Genomic DNA, 15,880 nt, shown 5'->3' with positions numbered 1-15,880 from the left:
GTGGTGGTGCCGGCGGGGAGGGCGGAGGAGGTCTTCGCGGCGGCGCGGGCGAAGCTGGCCAAGGAGGAGGGGGAGAGCCTCGACGCCTGGGAGGCGAGCCACCGGGAGCGGATCGAGCGGGCGTTGGCGGAGCGCGGGTTCCGTGAGTGAGACGAGTGAGACGAGTGAGACGAGTGAGACGAGTGAGACGCCGAGTGGGTGTGTGATGCATCTACCTTGACGGCGGGGCGGTGCGGGCATAGCGTCACGAGCGGCTGAGCAAGCGCTTAGCGGAGTGCGGACCGCGGGACGTGGAAAGCGGGACGGGGGGCGCGGGAGTGCCGGACGTAGAACGCAGGACGCGCTGGATGCGCAGGACGTAGAACGCAGTACGTGCAGGACGCAGTACGTGCAGGACGTAGGACGCTCACCGGGCGAAGGAAGAGGGGCGACCGTGCCGCAGACCGATCCCGCCGCATTGCTCACCGCGCCCGGGGCGCCGTTCGCCGTCACGGCCGGGCCGGACGGGCGGCCGGTCTACGCGGACGGGCCCCGGACGCTTCGCGAGTTCGTGGAGGTGACCTGGGCGTACGGGGATCGGCCGTTCCTGGTGGGGGAGGAACGGACGTACACCTACGGGGAGTTCTTCGCGGAGGCGTGCGGGCTGGCGCGGCGGTTCACGGAGGTGTACGGGCTGCGCCGGGGCGACCGGGCGGTGGTGGCCATGCGCAACCACCCGGAGTGGCAGATCGCCTTCTGGGCGGCCCAGTTGGCCGGGCTCGTCGCCGTGCCGCTGAACGCCTGGTGGACCGAGGAGGAGTTCCGGTACGCGCTGGACGACTGCCGGCCGGAGCTGCTGATGGTGGACGGTGAGCGGGCGGGGCGGGTGCGCCAGTGGGCCGGGGAGCACGAGGCCGTCCGCTTGCTCGTCTTCCATGGCGGCGGTGTGGAGCATGAGGGGGAGGCGTACGAGGAGCTGCCCGCGGCCGATCCGGCGATGGGGCCGCCGGAGGTGGAGGTGCGGGCGGAGGACGACGCCACGATCATCTACACCTCGGGGACCACCGGGCGGCCCAAGGGGGCCGTCGCCACGCAGCTCGCGCAGGTGGGCGCGGCGGCCAATCCGCAGTACCACTCGGCGCTGGCGGCGCTGGAGCAGGGCGATGTGCCGGGGCTCGGGCCCGAGCCGGTGTCGCTGACGACGTTCCCGTTCTTCCACGTGGCCGCGTTCACCTCGGTGTACGCGGTGATGGCGGCCGGCGGCACGCTGGTGGTGATGCGGAAGTGGGATGCGGCGAGGGCGCTGGAGCTGGTCCACGAGCACGGGGTCACGCACTTCGCGGGTGTGCCGACGACGGCGTTGCAGCTTCTGGACGCGGCGGAGGAGGACGGTCGGGGGCTCGGGTCGCTGACGCTGCTGGGCACGGGCGGGGCGGCGCCGCCGCCCGGGATCGCGGCCCGGTGCCCGGGGAAGGTCCAGCCGAGGAACGGATACGGGCTGACGGAGACGAGTGGGGGCGTGCTGTCGCACAGCGGGGACGCCTACCGGGAGCGGCCGGGGAGCGTCGGGCGGCCCACGCCGGTGACGGAGGTGCGGATCGCCGGGGCGGACGGGGAGCCGCTGGGCGAGGGTGAGGTGGGCGAGCTGTGGCTGCGCGGGCAGTCGCTGGTGCGGGGGTACTGGGAGGACGCGGCGGCGACGGCGGCGGCGTTCACGGCGGACGGCTGGTTCCGGACGGGGGACCTGGCGACGGTGGAGGACGGGCTGGTCAGCGTGGTGGACCGGCTGAAGGACATGGTGATCCGGGGCGGGGAGAACGTGTACTGCGTGGAGGTGGAGGCCGTGCTGCACGAGCACCCTGACGTGGCCGACGCGGCCGTGCTCGGCGTACCGCATCCGCGGCTGGGGGAGGAGGTCGCGGCGGTGGTGCGGCTGCGGGACGGGGCGACGGTGGACGAGGAGGGGCTGCGGGCCCATGTGGCGGGCAGGCTGGCGGCGTTCAAGGTGCCCGCGCATGTCGTCGTACGGGACGAGCCGCTGCCGCGCAACGCCACGGGGAAGGTGCTGAAGCGGGAGCTGCGCGGCGGCCCCTGGGCCACCGCGGGCGGCCTCGGCCCCGGCTGACGCGGGAGCCGGGCGCCGGTTGTTCCGTGGTGGGCGGGCTGGGCTCCGGCCCGGGGATGCGGGAGCCGAGCGCGCCGGTCCTTCCGTCGCGGTGGGCGGGCTGGACTCCGGCTGGGGTGCGGGGGCTGGGCCCGGTGTCGGGCCGGGGGATCAGCTTCGGCTGATGCGGATGCGGTAGGCGCCGGTGCGGCGGTTCTGCGACAGGACGGTGATGCGCAGGCCGGACTCGTGGTCGGTGAAGGACTCGCCGGGCCGGAAGGGCGCGTCGGAGAGTTCGGCGTGCACATTGGGGCGGCGGGTGCAGCCGCCGCTGTCCTCGTCGCTGTCGGCGACCGTGATGGGGCCCTGGCCGGTGTCCACGTCGGCGCGCACGTGGTAGACCAGCACGCCCGGCTCGCACACCGCCTCGTCGTTGCCGCCCCGGGTGCGGACCTCGACGGCGTACCCGGACTCGGGCGTCAGCGGGACGAAGGCGAGCTTCGCGCCGCCCTTGCGGGCGAGGGGCGTCAGGGTGACGTCGCGGACGCCGGGCGCGGCGGCGCAGCGGATCTGGTCGTCGTCCAGCCAGCCGAGCTTCCACTTGTGCCAGCCGAGCATGTCGTTGTTGGCCCCCCAGTCCTCGGACATGATGTCCCAGTGCCCGACCGCCCCGCCGCCCTCGGCGGTGTAGAGGTCGGGCAGGCCGAAGACATGGCCGTTCTCGTGGGGCAGGACCCGGAAACCGGTCTCGTGGTAGCTGCCCGAGCCGTCGTCCTGGCGGCTGTAGACGAAGGACGTGTTGGCGAGCGGGGTGCCGTCCGCCTGCGGGGCCTCGCCGTTGCCGGAGAAGGTGACGGACAGGACGGTGTCCAGGGCGGACGGGCCGGCGTTCGGCGTGACGAGGACGTTGACCAGGTCGTAGGCGCTGAAGTCCACCTTGGGGTCGGCCGCCGCCACGATGTCCTGGACGAGCTGGCGGTAGCCCGGTTCGTACGGCGAACCGCGCTCGATCCCGTACGCGGAGAACGGCGCCGGCATCCGCAGCCAGTCCGGCATCGGCGTCTCCGCGCGGTAGCGCAGCCGCCCGTACGAGCTGGTGCGGAACCACTTCTCGGTCTGCGGGAAGAACTCGGCGAACCGCTTCATCGCCGCGCCGTCCCCGGGCGCGTCCGAGAAGTCGACCATCAGGTTGAGGGAGCGGACCGTGCCGGTGGAGCGGGTGTAGCCGGAGCCGGTCGGCACGCCCTCGGAGAGCTGCACCCCGAGCGGCGGCTCGATCCGGCAGGGGTCGAGGCCATGGCCCTCGGCGGCCTCCAGGCTGGAGACCGGTCCGGCGCCGCGCGCCTGGCCCGCCTCGGGCAGGGTGGCGCTGGCGGTGGCGAGCCCGGCGATCGCCAGGGTGGCGACCGCACCCAGGGCGACCGGTCTGCGTATTCGCCGCAGTGGCTGCCGCAGTGACTGCTGCATACCCGCGCCCGCCTTCGCCGCCGTCGGCAGCCGGCCGGACCCGGGCTGCGCTCCCTGCGCTCAGCGTCGGCCGGGCGGCGCACCGGCGCGCGGGGAGCTGATCCGATCGGTGGAATTCGCGGCGGGGGAGGCGTGGGGCCGATCCCCGCACGCATGCCCGGAGGCGTACGGGGCACCAGACGCGGTCGAGGGCCCGCGCACCCGGGGCGGAGGCCCGCCGGAGCCGGCGGAGGCGGCCTCTTTCCGTACCCCAATTTCCGCTTATGCTTCCGGCGTGTTCGATTCCCGGTACATCAGGACCTTCCAGGAAGTGGTCAGGACCGGTTCCTACACGGCGGCCGCCCGCGCGCTCGGCTTCACCCAGCCGGCCGTCAGCCAGCAGATGAAGGCGCTGGAGCGGGACGTCGGCACCGCGCTGTTCACCCGGGTCGGGCGCGGGCTGAAGCTGACCGAGGCGGGGGAGGCGCTGACCCGGCACACCGCGCCCATACTCGACAGCCTGGAGGTGGCCCGGCAGCAGATCGACGCCATCGCCCGGCTGCGCTCCGGACGGGTGCGGATCTGCGCGTTCCCCAGTGCGGCGGCCACCATACTGCCCCGTGCCATGGCCCGCGTACGGGTGGAACACCCGGGTGTGATGGTCGAGTTGAGCGAGGGCGAGCCGCCGGACTCCCTGCGGGCGCTGGCGCGCGGGGAGTGCGACATCGCGCTCGCCTTCGACTACCCCGGCTTCCCGGTCGACGCACCGGAGGAGCTGGCCGGCGTCCGGCTGATGGAGGACCCGCTGACCGTGCTGCTGCCGGTCGGCCACCCGATGGCCCGGCGGCGCTCGGTGCGCCTGGCCGACCTGGCGAACGAGCGCTGGATCGCCGGCTGCGCCCGCTGCCGCACGTACTTCGTGCACGCCTGCGCGGAGGGCGGCTTCACCCCGGACATCGTGTGCACCACGGACGACAACCTGGTGCTGCAGAGCCTGGTCGCGGCCGGCGTGGGCATCGCCATGGTGCCCTCGCTGGTGCTGTCGTTCCTCTGCCACGACAAGGTCACCGGCCGGATCGTCGAACCGCACACGCGCCGGCAGGTGTACGCGTACGCGCTCCGCGACCATCTGCGCATCCCGGCCACCGCGCTGCTGCTGGAGGAGATCACCGTGGCGGCGGCCGCCCGGGTCGGCTGCTGACCCGTGCCGCCTTCCCCGGCGGGCGCCGGGTCCGAAACGCAGGCGGGCGCCGGGTCCGGTACGTGAGCGGGTGCCGGGGCCGGTACGTGAGCGGGCGTCGCGTCCGATACATAAGCGGGTGTTGGGGGCCCGCCAACGTACCGGCCTTGGACGGGCCCCGGCGGCCGGGTCGACGCTGCCGGTATGACCCTCACACCCAGCCCCACGACGGCCGCCCCGCCGACCGCCCGGCTGCGGACGCTGGTCGACGGGATACGCGCGGCGGTGGACCGCGGCCTGCCGCCGGAGGCCACCGCCTGGCTCGTCGCCGACGTGCTGCGGCCGCACCTGGCCGCCCGCGACCTGGTCACCCCCGCCCAGTGCGAGGGCGACCCCGACCGCTACCGGCAGCACGTGCTGCACGCCGAGCCGGACGGGATGTTCTCGCTGGTCGCCCTGGTCTGGCTGCCCGGCCAGGAGACCCCGATCCACGACCACGTCTCCTGGTGCGTCACCGGCGTCCACCGCGGTGAGGAGCACGAGCGGCGCTACCGGCTGGTTCCGGGCGGCACCGGCGGCGCCGGCGCGCGGCTGGAGGCGGCCGGCGACCTGGTCAGCCCGGCCGGCACGGTCACCGCCTTCGCGCCGCCCGGGGACATCCACAAGGTGCGCAACGGGAGTGCCGGCACGGCCGTGTCGCTGCACGTCTACGGCGCCGACATCACCCGGCTCGGCAGCAGCGTCCGCCGTGTCTACCGGCTCCCGGCCGACCGCTGATGGCCCTCCTCGGCGGCCCCGCCCGCACGCTCACGCCCGCACCCGCGCGGACCCGGCCGGTCCCGGCTTCCGGGCCGTGGCCGGGTCTCGCGGTGGCCGCCGCCGGAGTGGCCGCGGCCTGGCTGACGCACCTGGCGCTGCCCGCAGTGCCCATGCTGACCGCCGCCGTACTGCTCGGCATCGCCGCCGCGCACACCCCGGGGATACGGGAGCGGCTGCGCGGCCGGTGCAAGGCCGGGCTCACCCTGGGCGGACGCCGGCTGATGCGGGTGGGCGTGGTGCTGCTGGGGCTGAAGCTCAGCCTGTCGGACGTCGCCGGGCTCGGCTGGCGCACCGTCGCCATGGTGGCCGGTGTGGTGGCCCTGACCCTGGCCGGGACATGGTGGCTGGGCCGGAAGCTGGGGCTGCCCGGCGACCAGCCGCTGCTGATCGCGGCCGGGTACGCCATCTGCGGTGCCTCGGCGATCGGCGCGGTGAGCGCGGTACGGGAACGGGGGGACGCGGACGGGAGGCGCGGGCAGGACGCCGCGGCGGCGGTCGCCCTGGTGACGCTCTGCGGGACCCTGGCGATGGCCGTACTGCCCCTGCTGCACGGGCCGTTGGGGCTGACCGACGCCCAGTTCGGGCGGTGGGTGGGCGCGAGCGTGCACGACGTGGGCCAGGTGGTGGCGGCCGCGCAGACCGCCGGACCGGCCGCGCTGGGCGAGGCCGTCCTGGTCAAGCTGATGCGGGTGGCGCTGCTCGCCCCGCTGGTCGCGCTGCTGGTGCTGGGTGCACGGCGCGCGGCCGCGGCCTCCGACGGCCGGGGGGCCGCCGGACGCCGGCCGCCCCTGGTGCCGCTGTTCGTCGCCGGGTTCCTGGCCATGGTGGTGCTGCGCACCACGGGGTTGGTGCCCGAAGCGGTGCTGTCCGGCGCCGGGCACGTCCAGGAACTGGTGCTGGCGGCGGCGCTGTTCGGGCTCGGCAGCGCGGTGCACCTGCCCTCGCTGGCGCGAACCGGGGCGCGGGTGGCGCTGCTGGGGCTGACAGCCTGGGTGCTGATCGCGGCCGGCTCGTACGCCGGGGTGCTGCTGACCGTGTGAGGTCCGCGGCCGGCCCGTGCGCCGGGGTGCCGCTGACCGCCGGAGGCTTCCGGGGTGCCGCTGACCACCGGAGGCTTCCGGGGTGCCGCCGACCGCCGGAGGGCTCCGGGGTGATGCCGACCGCCGGACGCCCGCAAGCCAGGGGAGGGGCGTCGGGAGGCGGCGCCGTCAGCGCAGCCAGGGCAGGTCGGCACCGGGCTCGGCGGGCTGGAGCCCCTCGGCCATCACGCGCATGATCTCGCCGAGCTGGTCGACCTGCTCGGGGGTGAGCCGGTCGAACATCGCCTGCCGTACGGCGTTCACATGCCCGGGGGCGCTGCGGCGCAGCACCGCGTACCCCTCCTCGGTCAGCACCGCGTTCTGGCCGCGCTTGTCGGAGGGGCAGTCCTCGCGCCGCACCCAGCCGCTCTTCTCCAGCCGGGCGACGGCGTGCGAGAGCCGGGAGCGGGTGATCTTGGCGTCCTTGGCGAGCTGGGTCATCCGCATCCGGCGGCGCGGGGCCTGGGAGAGGTGGACCAGCAGCCCGTAGTAGACGTGCGGCATGCCCGCGTCCCGCTGGAGCTGGCGGTCGAGGTGGTCCTCCAGGAGGGTGGTGGCGTGCAGGTACGCCCGCCACACCCGCTGCTCCTCGTCGCTGAGCCAGCGCGTGCCCTGCGGGGTCTCGGGTGACCGGTTCATATGCCCCACTCTATGACTTCTTGAATGTTTGACTACGTGCGCCTACCCTGCGGTAGAGGTTGAACTTTCAAGTAGAGGCGCGCAGGCGCCGAGCAGGGAGCATCGCCATGGCCACCACCACCGGCAGCGGCGCCGCCGAGCGCATGCCCGCCCTCTACCTCTCCCACGGCGCGCCGCCGCTGGCCGACGACCCGGTGTGGCCCGGGCAGCTCGCCGCCTGGGCGGCCGGCCTCCCCCGGCCGACCGCGATCCTGGTGGTCTCCGCGCACTGGGAGGAGGCGCCGCTGGCGCTCGGCGCGGTGCGCACCGTCCCGCTCGAGTACGACTTCTGGGGCTTCCCCGAGCGGTACTACCGCGTGCGCTACCCCGCGCCCGGCGCACCGGCGCTCGCCGACTCCGTGCGCAAGCTGCTGCGCGCCCCCGGCACTCCCGTCCAAGACGTCCCCGAGCGCGGCCTGGACCACGGGGCGTACGTCCCGCTGGTCGAGATGTATCCGGAGGCCGACGTCCCCGTCCTCCAGCTCTCGCTGCCCACCCTGGACCCGGCGAAGCTGATGGAGGTCGGCCGGCGACTCGCGCCGCTGCGGGACGAGGGCGTGCTGATCGTCGGCAGCGGCTTTTTCACCCACAACCTGGCCGCGCTGCGGTACGAGGGGACGCCCGGCTGGTCAGCCGAGTTCGACGACTGGGGGCGGCGGGCGCTGGAGGCCGCGGACGTGGACGCACTGCTGGACTTCGCCCACGCCTCGCCGGCCGGGTCGCTCGCCCATCCGCGCGCCGAGCACTTCGCCCCGCTGTTCGTCACCCTCGGCGCGGCCGACGCGGCCGGCGAGCTCTCCGGCGGGCGCAGCGTCATCGACGGCTTCTGGATGGGGTTGGCCAAGCGGTCCGTGCAGTACGGCTGACCGGACCGCGGGCGCGGCGGCCCGCCGGACGCCTGCTCGGGCGCGGACGAGTGCGCGGGCGGGGACGCCTGCGCGGGTGCGGACGACTGCCCGGGTGCGGTTGCGCCTGGGCGGGCACGGGGTCGCCCTTCCCGGCGACCCGGGCAACCAGCGGTCGGCGCGCTCCGTCTTCCGAGTGGGAGCGGGGGGCTTCGAAAGGCCGTGTTCCGTGGTGAACGGGACGGGCATCGGGTGTGACGGCGGTCTCATTCATCTCGAGGCGGCAGAGGTCCACGAGGCCGCCGAGGCCGCTGAGGTGCGCCTTCGGCGCCCCGCTGACCTGCGCCTCTGCTTGATCGGGGCCGCTCGATCCCCCTCGGCGGCGCGACAGGGTACTGCATGATCGCGGAAAACGAGGGGTGGCATGGGAATTCTGTCCGGATTCCAGTCGTTGTTTCCGTCGGATGCAGGGCACCCGGAAGGGTGTCGCGACCTACTCAGCTACTCAGCAAGGGAGCTCGCATGGCAACCCGTGCCGTCGCCCGTCGTCAGTCCGCCTCTGGTGAGACCTCCGACCGGGCAAGCAGCGTTCGCGCCGTGGGCGAGATCGCCGACCGCGACCTGGTCGGCATGTACCTCGACGAGATCGCGCGTACGCCGCTGCTCGACGCCGCCAAGGAGGTAGAGCTGTCCCAGACGATCGAGGCCGGGGTGTACGCCCGGCAGATCCTGGACGGCGAGGCCGACGACGAGCAGGGCGGCGCCGCGTCCGGCGCCTCCCGCGAGGAGCTGGAGCAACTGGTCGAGCTGGGCGAGCGGGCCAAGGACGTCTTCATCCGGTCCAACCTGCGACTCGTCGTCGCCGTGGCCCGTCGCTACCCGCGCAGCGGGCTGCCCCTGCTCGACCTGATCCAGGAGGGGAACGCCGGCCTGGTCCGCGCGGTGGAGAAGTTCGACTACACCAAGGGCTTCAAGTTCTCCACCTACGCCACCTGGTGGATCCGCCAGGCCATCACCCGGTCCATCGCCGACCAGTCCCGCACCATCCGCCTCCCCGTCCACCTGGTCGAGGAGCTGGGCCGCATCCGCCGGGTGCAGCGCGAGTTCAACCGCGAGAACGGCCGCGACCCGGAGGCCGCGGAGATCGCGACCGAGCTGGGCTCCACCCCGGAGCGGGTCACGGACGTGCTCGACTGGGCGCGCGACCCGGTGTCGCTGAACATGTCGGTGGACGACGCCGGCGAGACGCAGTTCGGCGACCTGCTGGAGGACACCTCCGCGGTCTCGCCCGAGCAGTCCGTGCTCACGCTGCTGCGCAGCGAGGAGCTTGAGGACCTGATCGGCAAGCTCGACCACCGCACCGCCTCGATCATCCGCATGCGGTACGGCATCGAGGACGGCCGCGAGCGCACGCTCACCGAGGTCGGCAAGGAGCACGGCCTCACCCGTGAGCGCATCCGCCAGATCGAGAAGCACGCGCTGCTGGAGCTGAAGCGGATGGCCCACGACACCGGCTTCGACGCGGCGGCGTGACGGCCCCGGCTCCGCCCGTTCCGTCTCGTCCGCCTCACGGGCCGGGTCGGCGGGCCGCCCGGGTGAGGCGGTCGCCCAGTTCCGCCGCGCAGGCGACCAGTGCGTCCGGTCCGTGCACGGTGAAGGGCATGCCCAGGGTCGCCAGCCTGGCCGCCAGCCACTCCAACGCGCCGCTCTGCGGTCCTGGCGCGGCCATCCGCAGCCGGCAGCGGTCCGGGCCGGTCTCCTCGGGTGCGGGCCAGTCGGGCAGCTTGTCCCGGATCGTGCCGGCGGGCGTCTCGAAGGTGACGTCCACCTCCTCGGCCCGCTCCTGGCTCTCCGAGATGCCCAGCAGCTTGCGGTTGTCGTCACCGGCCTCCACCGGCAGCTCACGCGGGGTGAACCGCGCGCCGGTCGGGAACGGCTCGGTGATCCGGTCCACCCGGAAGGTGCGCCAGTCCGCGCGCTCCAGGTCGTAGGCGACCAGATACCAGCGCCGGCCGGTGGCCAGCAGCCGGTACGGCTCCACCAGCCGCCGGGTGCCGGCCCCGTCGGCCGCCCGGTAGCCGAACCGCAGCTTCTCGTGGCCGGTGGCCGCCGAGGCGATCGCGGTCAGCGTAGACGGTGCCACGGTCGGGCCGTCGCCCCTGGTCAGCGGGGTGGTGGCGTGCTGGAGAGCGGAGACCCGGTAGCGCAGCCGGGACGGCAGCACCTGCTCCAGCTTCGCCAGCGCCCGCACCGACGCCTCCTCCACGCCGTCCACCGCGTGCCCGGCCCCGGCGCGCAGCCCCACCGCGATGGCGACCGCCTCCTCGTCGTCCAGCAGCAGCGGTGGCAGCGCGGCCCCGGCGACCAGCCGGTAGCCGCCGACCGCGCCGCGGGTCGCCTCCACGGGGTAGCCCAGCTCACGCAGCCGGTCGATGTCGCGGCGGATCGTCCGGGCCGTTACGCCGAGGCGTTCGGCCAGTTCGCTGCCGGGCCATTCGCGGGGGGTCTGGAGCAGGGACAGCAGGGTGAGCAGCCGTGCCGGGGTATCCGTCATGCCGCCATCATGGACCTGCTAATAGGACATGTACGGTCCTAAAGAGGTCCTACGGTGGACCCATGACCGACCACCCCGCTCAGCCCCTCAGTCCCACGGGCGACACCGCCCAGCCGTCTCCCGCGGCCTCCGGCCCCGCCGCCGCCGTTCCGGGTGACCGGCGCCGCTGGCTCGCGCTCGCCATCGTCATGACGGCGGCGTTCATGGACCTCGTCGACGTCACCATCGTCAACATCGCCATCCCCAGCATCGAACGGGACCTCTCCGCGTCCTTCGGCGCGATCCAGTGGGTGACCGCCGGCTACGCGCTGGCCTTCGCCGCGGGCCTGATCACCGGCGGGCGGCTCGGCGACATCTACGGCCGCAAGCGGCTGTTCCTGGTCGGCATCGCCGGCTTCACCCTCGCCTCCGCGCTGTGCGGCTTCGCCGCCAGCCCGGAGATGCTGGTCGCCTCCCGGCTGCTCCAGGGTGCGATGGCCTCGCTGATGGTGCCGCAGGTGCTGGCCATCGTCCATGTGACCTTCCCGGCGCACGAACGCGGAAAGGTCTTCGGGCTGTTCGGCGCGATCGTCGGACTCGGCGCGGTCTCCGGCCCGCTGCTGGGCGCGCTGCTCACCCAGTGGAACCTCTTCGGTCTGGAGTGGCGGCCGATATTCCTGATCAACCTGCCCGTCGGCATCGCCGGCCTCATCCTCGGCCGGAAGTTCATCACCGAGTCGAGGGCCGGAAAGGCCCTCCGCCTCGACCTGGTCGGCGTCGGGCTGGTGACGCTCGGACTGCTGATGCTGATCTACCCGCTGACCCGCGGCCGCGAGCTGGGCTGGCCGCTCTGGGGCCACCTGTGCATGCTGGCCAGCCCGCTGGTCTTCGCGGCCCTGGTCGTCTACGAGCGGCACAAGACCCGCAGGGACGGCTCCCCGCTGATCGAGCTGTCGCTGTTCAAGGTCAAGAGCTTCGCCGCCGGTGTCACCGTCCAGCTCACCTTCGGCGTCGTCATGGGCGTGTTCTTCCTGGTCTGGACGCTGTACATGCAGACCGGGCTGGGCTGGACGCCGCTGCGGGCCGGCCTGACCGGCGTGCCGTTCTCGATCGCGGTCTCGGTCGCGGCGGGCATATCGGTGCAGAAGCTGGTGCCGCGCTTCGGCCGCAAGGTCCTCCAGACCGGGGCGCTGACCATGGCCGCCGGAGTGCTGCTCTACATCTGGGAGGCCGACCGATACGGCAGGGGCATCGAGTCCTGGCAGATGGCCCTGCCGCTGGTGGTCATGGGCCTGGGCATGGGCCTGATCGTCGCCCCGCTGACGGACGCGGTGCTGTCCGACGTGCCGCGCGAGCACGCCGGTTCGGCGTCCGGCCTGGTCAACACCACCCAGCAGATGGGCACCGCGCTCGGGCTCGGTCTGGTGTCGGTGGTCTTCTTCGACGCGATCGACGAGGCCGCGCCGAGGTCGCCCGCCGAGGTCGGCCCCGCGTTCGCGGACGCCTTCCAGGGCGCGATGTGGTGGGTCGCGGCGGTGCTCGGCGTCATCTTCCTGGTGATGTTCGCCCTGCCGCGCCGGCCCCGGCAGCACGCCGAGGCGGAGGCGGTCGCGACCGAGACCGACACCGAGGCCGCGACGGCGGAAGCGTCGGGGGTGTCGGAGGCGGCGGTCGCGAAGGGCGAGGCGGCCGGGTCGGCGGCCGACCGGACGCCCGAGCGCGTCGGCTGAACCGCTCTCCCGGGCCCGGGTCCACGTGGGGTGGACCCGGGCCGCCGGGTGTCGTCGGCTACCGCACCCGGGCGCGCAGCTCCATCGCCTCGCGGGCGGCGCGCTCCTCCTCGTACACCTCGCACATGTGGCGGCCGTCGGGCGTGGCCGTGTGCTCCACCTCCCACAGGCTGGTCTCCGAGCCGTCCAGCAGCAGGAAGGCGTGCTCGTAGAGGGTGAAGCCGGTGTACCGGTCGGCCGGGCCGCACTGCCGGCCGAAGACCTGCCTGATGTGGTACGCGAAGGCCGCCCGCAGCCGTACGGCCGCCCGCTCGCCCGGCCGGTCGGCGTTCTCCGCGCGGCGCAGCACCCGGCGGGCGTGGTCGGCTGCGCCGTCCGGCTCGTACGTCCACGGCGCCGGCGCCGAAGGCCCGTACCCCAGGGCCGGCTCCGGCCCCCGGGCGAGCCCGCGCCCCGGGGCGTCCTCCACGGTGAAGGACGCGCCCAGCGGGTTGGGCCAGCCGCTGAAGCCGTCCGGCAGCCGGGCCGCCGCCAGCCGCAACTCCGTCTCCTCCTCGTACAGTTCGTGCTGGTCCCGGCCGTCCCGGCCGGTGTTGTGCACCAGCTCCCACAGGGCCAGCGAGGAGCCGTCCGCCAGCAGGTAGGTGTGCCGGTAGGTCAGCCGGTGCTGCGGACCGCTGTGGACGCACGAGTGCAGCGAACTGGCGTGGGCCAGCGCCGAGTCCAGCCGCTCGACCAACTGGTCCGGCAGGTCGAAGGAGTTGAGCGCCCGCCCCAGCAGGCGCTCGATGTGCGTCTCGGTCGTCTCGTACAGCTCATCCGGAACGTTCAAGAGCGGTCTCCAGGCATTGCCGCGTGTCACACGATGCTTGCTCAAGGTAGTTGCTGGGTCTGACAACGTGTCCGGCTTCCACGAAACGAAGGGCGCGCATGGCGAGTTCCCGCGCCCCCCGCCGGTCCGGTTCGCGCGCCCGCGTCTTGCGCCTCTTGCCTCACGTGTCTCACGTGTCTCACGTCCCACGTCTCACGTCTCACGCGTCCGTGTCCGGGGCAGGCGCCACAGCTCCCGGTAGGCGGGGAAGTCGCCGCCCGGACCGGAGACCGGCTCCGCGTCACGTACCGCCCGGGTGATCGCCCGGGCCACGGTCTCGGCGGCGGCCGCCAGCACGGCGTTGAGCGCGAGCGGACCGCTCGCCTTCGGCAGCGGGCGGGCGCCGGTCGCCAGGGTGAAGACGGTGTCCCCGTCGTTGAGCAGGTGCACCGGCCGTACGGCGCGCGCGATGCCGTCGTGCGCCGTACCCGCGAGCTTGTGCGCCTGCGCGCGGGTCAGCGCCGCGTCGGTGCCGACCACGGCCAGCGTGGTGTTGAGCGGTGGTGGCCCGCCCCGCTCCAGGGCGTCGGCGAGCCGGCGTGCGGCGACGGCGTGAACGGCCGGATCCGGCACGGTCACCGGCCCGTCCCCGTACGCACCCCAGAGCACCCCGGTCGACGGGTCCACCGCCGAGCCGACCGCGTTGGCCACCACCAGGGCCCCGACCGTGATGCCGGAGGACAGCACCACGGACGCGGTGCCGACCCCGCCCTTGAGCCCGCCGACCACCGCACCGGCGCCCGCGCCCACGCTGCCGGTCGCCACCGGCGCCCCGGGCGGGCCGGCGGCGGCCGCCTCCACCGCGGCCCGGCCGGTCGCCGCGTCGGGGCGGGCCCGCCAGTCGCCGCCGCGGCCCAGGTCGAACACGCAGGCAGCCGGCACCACCGGCACCACCTGGGACGGGTCCGGTCCGACCCTGACCCCCCGCCCCCGCTCCTCCAGCCAGGCCATCACGCCCGCCGCCGACTCCAGGCCGTAGGCGCTGCCGCCGGTCAGCACCACGGCGTCGATGCGCTGGACGACGTTGCGCGGGTCGAGCGCGTCGGTCTCCCGGGTGCCGGGGCCGCCGCCGCGCACGTCCACCGCCGCGACCGCGCCGCCCTCGGGGGCCAGCACCACCGTCGTCCCGCTCAAGGCCCGCTCGCCCGGCACCCGGGCGTGCCCCACCCGCAGGCCGGGCACGTCCGTCAAGCCGTCGGCACTGCCGCTTCGGTGCTGGTCGCCATGGGTTGTCACCCTCCCTGCGTACCACGGGCGTCCGGGGGCGCGCCGGGAGTTTCCCGCGCTCCGGCACGGGCCGTACGCGCCGTGAGGGTGACGCCGGTGGCCACCGCGGCCGCCGCCACCAGCCCGGCCGCGAGCACGCCCCACCGTCCGGCGAAGGTGCACAGCAGGATGCCGAGCGCCGCGCAGGGCAGGACCAGTTGCTGGGCGGCGCCGGTCTTGAAGTAGCGGGCGTGCAGCCCCCACACCAGCAGCAGGTACAGCGCGGCCGGCAGGGTGACCGCCGCGGCGGCGGCCGTCGCCGACAGGTGCGCCTTGCCGGTCGCCTGCTCGACGGTGATCTCGATGCCGGCGCCGATGGCGGCGGCCGCGCCGAGGATGCCGTAGTGGCCGTATCCCCAGAGGAACGCCTGCCGGTTGGAGAGCAGCCGGCGGTGTGCCGGGACCACGAAGTACACCCACCAGGCGGCGAAGACCAGCAGCAGCCCGCCGACCGCGATCGGCAGCAGCTCGCCCAGTTCGTCGCTCTCCGCCACCCCGGTGCGCACCGCGACGGTCGCCGCGGCGATGGTCTCGCCCAGCACGATGATGGTGAACAGCCCGTACCGCTCGGCGATGTGGTGCGGGTGCCATCCGGAGTCGTGCCGCCGCTCGGCGATCGCCGGCACCGCCAGCTCGGCCAGCGCCATCACCACGAACACCCATGGCAGGGCCGCCTTCGGGGCCAGCACCAGAGCCAGCCAGCCCACCTGGCACAGCAGCACCCCGGTCGCGTACCGCAGCGCCATGGTCCGCTCCGGGCCCGAGGCGCCGCGCGCCGCCCGCAGCCAGTGCGCGGCCATCGCCAGCCGCATGATCAGGTAACCGAGCCACACCACCAGGAAGTCGTGGTCCTCGAAGGCCCGGTTCACCCCGGCCGCCAGCACCAGCACACCGGCGATCTGCACCAGGGTGACCACCCGGTAGAGCGCGTCGTCGTTGTCGTACGCCGAGGCGAACCAGGTGAAGTTCATCCACGCCCACCAGATGGCGAAGAAGACCATGGCGTAGTCCGCCACGCCCTCGCCCGCGTGCCCCTCGGCGACCGCGTGCACCAATCGCGCCCCCGCCTGCGCGACCGCCACCACGAAGCAGAGGTCGAAGAACAGCTCCAGCGGGGTGGCGGCCCGGTGCGCCTCGTCCCGGGCGCGCGCCACCAGCGGCCGCACGGGGTGCGGCGGCGGATCGGAGGGAGGGGAAGTCATGAGGCCAGGACAACAGCGCACCCCGCTTCCCGCCCCCGCTGCGCGCGTCCGGCGCAGCACCTCACCCACACGGTCCGCATAGGGGGCGAATCGCCCTGTATCCCTCTACGGTGACCGCGTGACCGAGCCCCCGCGCCCGCCCCGGGAC

The 15,880-nt window shown here is 74.2% G+C and carries 13 protein-coding genes; 7 read left to right on the top strand and 6 right to left on the bottom strand.

Annotated elements, in window-relative coordinates; all coding sequences use genetic code 11:
* Positions 1 to 433: 433 nt before the first annotated feature.
* On the top strand, positions 434 to 2,104 hold the full coding sequence (locus C6N75_RS10425) for a class I adenylate-forming enzyme family protein (protein WP_258177323.1): 1,671 nt from the start codon (positions 434 to 436) through the stop codon (positions 2,102 to 2,104).
* 150 nt (positions 2,105 to 2,254) lie between these two features.
* Here the strand turns inward: C6N75_RS10425 and C6N75_RS10420 are convergent, their stop codons facing one another.
* On the bottom strand, positions 2,255 to 3,538 hold the full coding sequence (locus C6N75_RS10420) for a M6 family metalloprotease domain-containing protein (protein WP_105868600.1): 1,284 nt from the start codon (positions 3,536 to 3,538) through the stop codon (positions 2,255 to 2,257).
* Between the two features lie 286 nt (positions 3,539 to 3,824).
* Here C6N75_RS10420 and C6N75_RS10415 point away from each other — a divergent pair, with 286 nt between their 5' ends.
* The 3 genes from C6N75_RS10415 to C6N75_RS10405 all read left to right on the top strand — a co-directional run bounded on the left by C6N75_RS10415 (position 3,825) and on the right by C6N75_RS10405 (position 6,568).
* Positions 3,825 to 4,730, top strand: a complete 906-nt coding sequence (locus C6N75_RS10415) for a LysR family transcriptional regulator (protein ID WP_105868597.1) — start codon at positions 3,825 to 3,827, stop codon at positions 4,728 to 4,730.
* 183 nt (positions 4,731 to 4,913) lie between these two features.
* Positions 4,914 to 5,486: a cysteine dioxygenase family protein gene (locus tag C6N75_RS10410; RefSeq protein ID WP_105868596.1), complete on the top strand. Its 573-nt coding sequence runs from the start codon at positions 4,914 to 4,916 to the stop codon at positions 5,484 to 5,486.
* Positions 5,486 to 6,568, top strand: coding sequence for a YeiH family protein (locus C6N75_RS10405; protein WP_105868595.1), 1,083 nt, complete (start codon positions 5,486 to 5,488; stop codon positions 6,566 to 6,568). Before C6N75_RS10410 ends, C6N75_RS10405 begins: the two co-directional genes overlap by 1 nt.
* Before the next feature lie 168 nt (positions 6,569 to 6,736).
* Here the strand turns inward: C6N75_RS10405 and C6N75_RS10400 are convergent, their stop codons facing one another.
* Positions 6,737 to 7,246 carry a MarR family winged helix-turn-helix transcriptional regulator gene (locus C6N75_RS10400; RefSeq protein ID WP_105868594.1) on the bottom strand — a complete coding sequence of 170 codons (510 nt, stop codon included), beginning with the start codon at positions 7,244 to 7,246 and terminating at the stop codon, positions 6,737 to 6,739.
* Positions 7,247 to 7,389: 143 nt separating this feature from the next.
* Between C6N75_RS10400 and C6N75_RS10395 the strand changes: the two genes are divergently transcribed.
* Complete coding sequence (locus tag C6N75_RS10395) at positions 7,390 to 8,151, top strand: dioxygenase family protein (RefSeq protein ID WP_105868599.1); 762 nt, start codon at positions 7,390 to 7,392, stop codon at positions 8,149 to 8,151.
* 501 nt (positions 8,152 to 8,652) lie between these two features.
* Positions 8,653 to 9,663: a sigma-70 family RNA polymerase sigma factor gene (locus C6N75_RS10390; RefSeq protein ID WP_105868593.1), complete on the top strand. Its 1,011-nt coding sequence runs from the start codon at positions 8,653 to 8,655 to the stop codon at positions 9,661 to 9,663.
* Between the two features lie 34 nt (positions 9,664 to 9,697).
* On the opposite strand, the gene C6N75_RS10385 is transcribed toward C6N75_RS10390, so the two are convergent.
* Positions 9,698 to 10,684, bottom strand: coding sequence for a helix-turn-helix transcriptional regulator (locus C6N75_RS10385; protein ID WP_105868592.1), 987 nt, complete (start codon positions 10,682 to 10,684; stop codon positions 9,698 to 9,700).
* A 62-nt stretch (positions 10,685 to 10,746) separates the two neighbouring features.
* On the opposite strand from C6N75_RS10385, the gene C6N75_RS10380 reads away from it, so the two are divergent.
* Entirely contained in the window at positions 10,747 to 12,393 is a 1,647-nt protein-coding gene (locus C6N75_RS10380) for an MFS transporter (protein WP_105868591.1), read from the top strand.
* 58 nt (positions 12,394 to 12,451) lie between these two features.
* On the opposite strand, the gene C6N75_RS10375 is transcribed toward C6N75_RS10380, so the two are convergent.
* The 3 genes from C6N75_RS10375 to C6N75_RS10365 all read right to left on the bottom strand — a co-directional run bounded on the left by C6N75_RS10375 (position 12,452) and on the right by C6N75_RS10365 (position 15,732).
* Positions 12,452 to 13,225 carry a DUF6227 family protein gene (locus C6N75_RS10375; RefSeq protein ID WP_105868590.1) on the bottom strand — a complete coding sequence of 258 codons (774 nt, stop codon included), beginning with the start codon at positions 13,223 to 13,225 and terminating at the stop codon, positions 12,452 to 12,454.
* A gap of 192 nt (positions 13,226 to 13,417) precedes the next feature.
* On the bottom strand, positions 13,418 to 14,500 hold the full coding sequence (locus C6N75_RS10370) for a P1 family peptidase (RefSeq protein WP_105868589.1): 1,083 nt from the start codon (positions 14,498 to 14,500) through the stop codon (positions 13,418 to 13,420).
* The gene (locus C6N75_RS10365; RefSeq protein ID WP_105868588.1) at positions 14,497 to 15,732 is read right to left on the bottom strand and encodes a low temperature requirement protein A; all 1,236 of its coding nucleotides are present in this window, start codon (positions 15,730 to 15,732) and stop codon (positions 14,497 to 14,499) included. Before C6N75_RS10365 ends, C6N75_RS10370 begins: the two co-directional genes overlap by 4 nt.
* Positions 15,733 to 15,880 lie beyond the last annotated feature (148 nt).

It is taken from the genome of Streptomyces solincola (assembly GCF_002982015.1).
GTDB classification, from domain to species: Bacteria; Actinomycetota; Actinomycetes; order Streptomycetales; family Streptomycetaceae; genus Streptomyces; species Streptomyces solincola.
This window is presented reverse-complemented; position numbering and strand designations above follow the sequence as displayed.

What these genes read in the sequence shown, in the direction of transcription:
- C6N75_RS10410 (WP_105868596.1), top strand. Translation starts at nt 4,914, where the DNA reads ATGACCCTCACACCCAGCCCCACGACGGCCGCCCCGCCGACCGCCCGG.
- C6N75_RS10405 (WP_105868595.1), top strand. Translation starts at nt 5,486, where the DNA reads ATGGCCCTCCTCGGCGGCCCCGCCCGCACGCTCACGCCCGCACCCGCG.
- C6N75_RS10400 (WP_105868594.1), bottom strand. Translation starts at nt 7,246, where the DNA reads ATGAACCGGTCACCCGAGACCCCGCAGGGCACGCGCTGGCTCAGCGAC.
- C6N75_RS10395 (WP_105868599.1), top strand. Translation starts at nt 7,390, where the DNA reads ATGCCCGCCCTCTACCTCTCCCACGGCGCGCCGCCGCTGGCCGACGAC.
- C6N75_RS10390 (WP_105868593.1), top strand. Translation starts at nt 8,653, where the DNA reads ATGGCAACCCGTGCCGTCGCCCGTCGTCAGTCCGCCTCTGGTGAGACC.
- C6N75_RS10385 (WP_105868592.1), bottom strand. Translation starts at nt 10,684, where the DNA reads ATGACGGATACCCCGGCACGGCTGCTCACCCTGCTGTCCCTGCTCCAG.
- C6N75_RS10380 (WP_105868591.1), top strand. Translation starts at nt 10,747, where the DNA reads ATGACCGACCACCCCGCTCAGCCCCTCAGTCCCACGGGCGACACCGCC.
- C6N75_RS10365 (WP_105868588.1), bottom strand. Translation starts at nt 15,732, where the DNA reads ATGACTTCCCCTCCCTCCGATCCGCCGCCGCACCCCGTGCGGCCGCTG.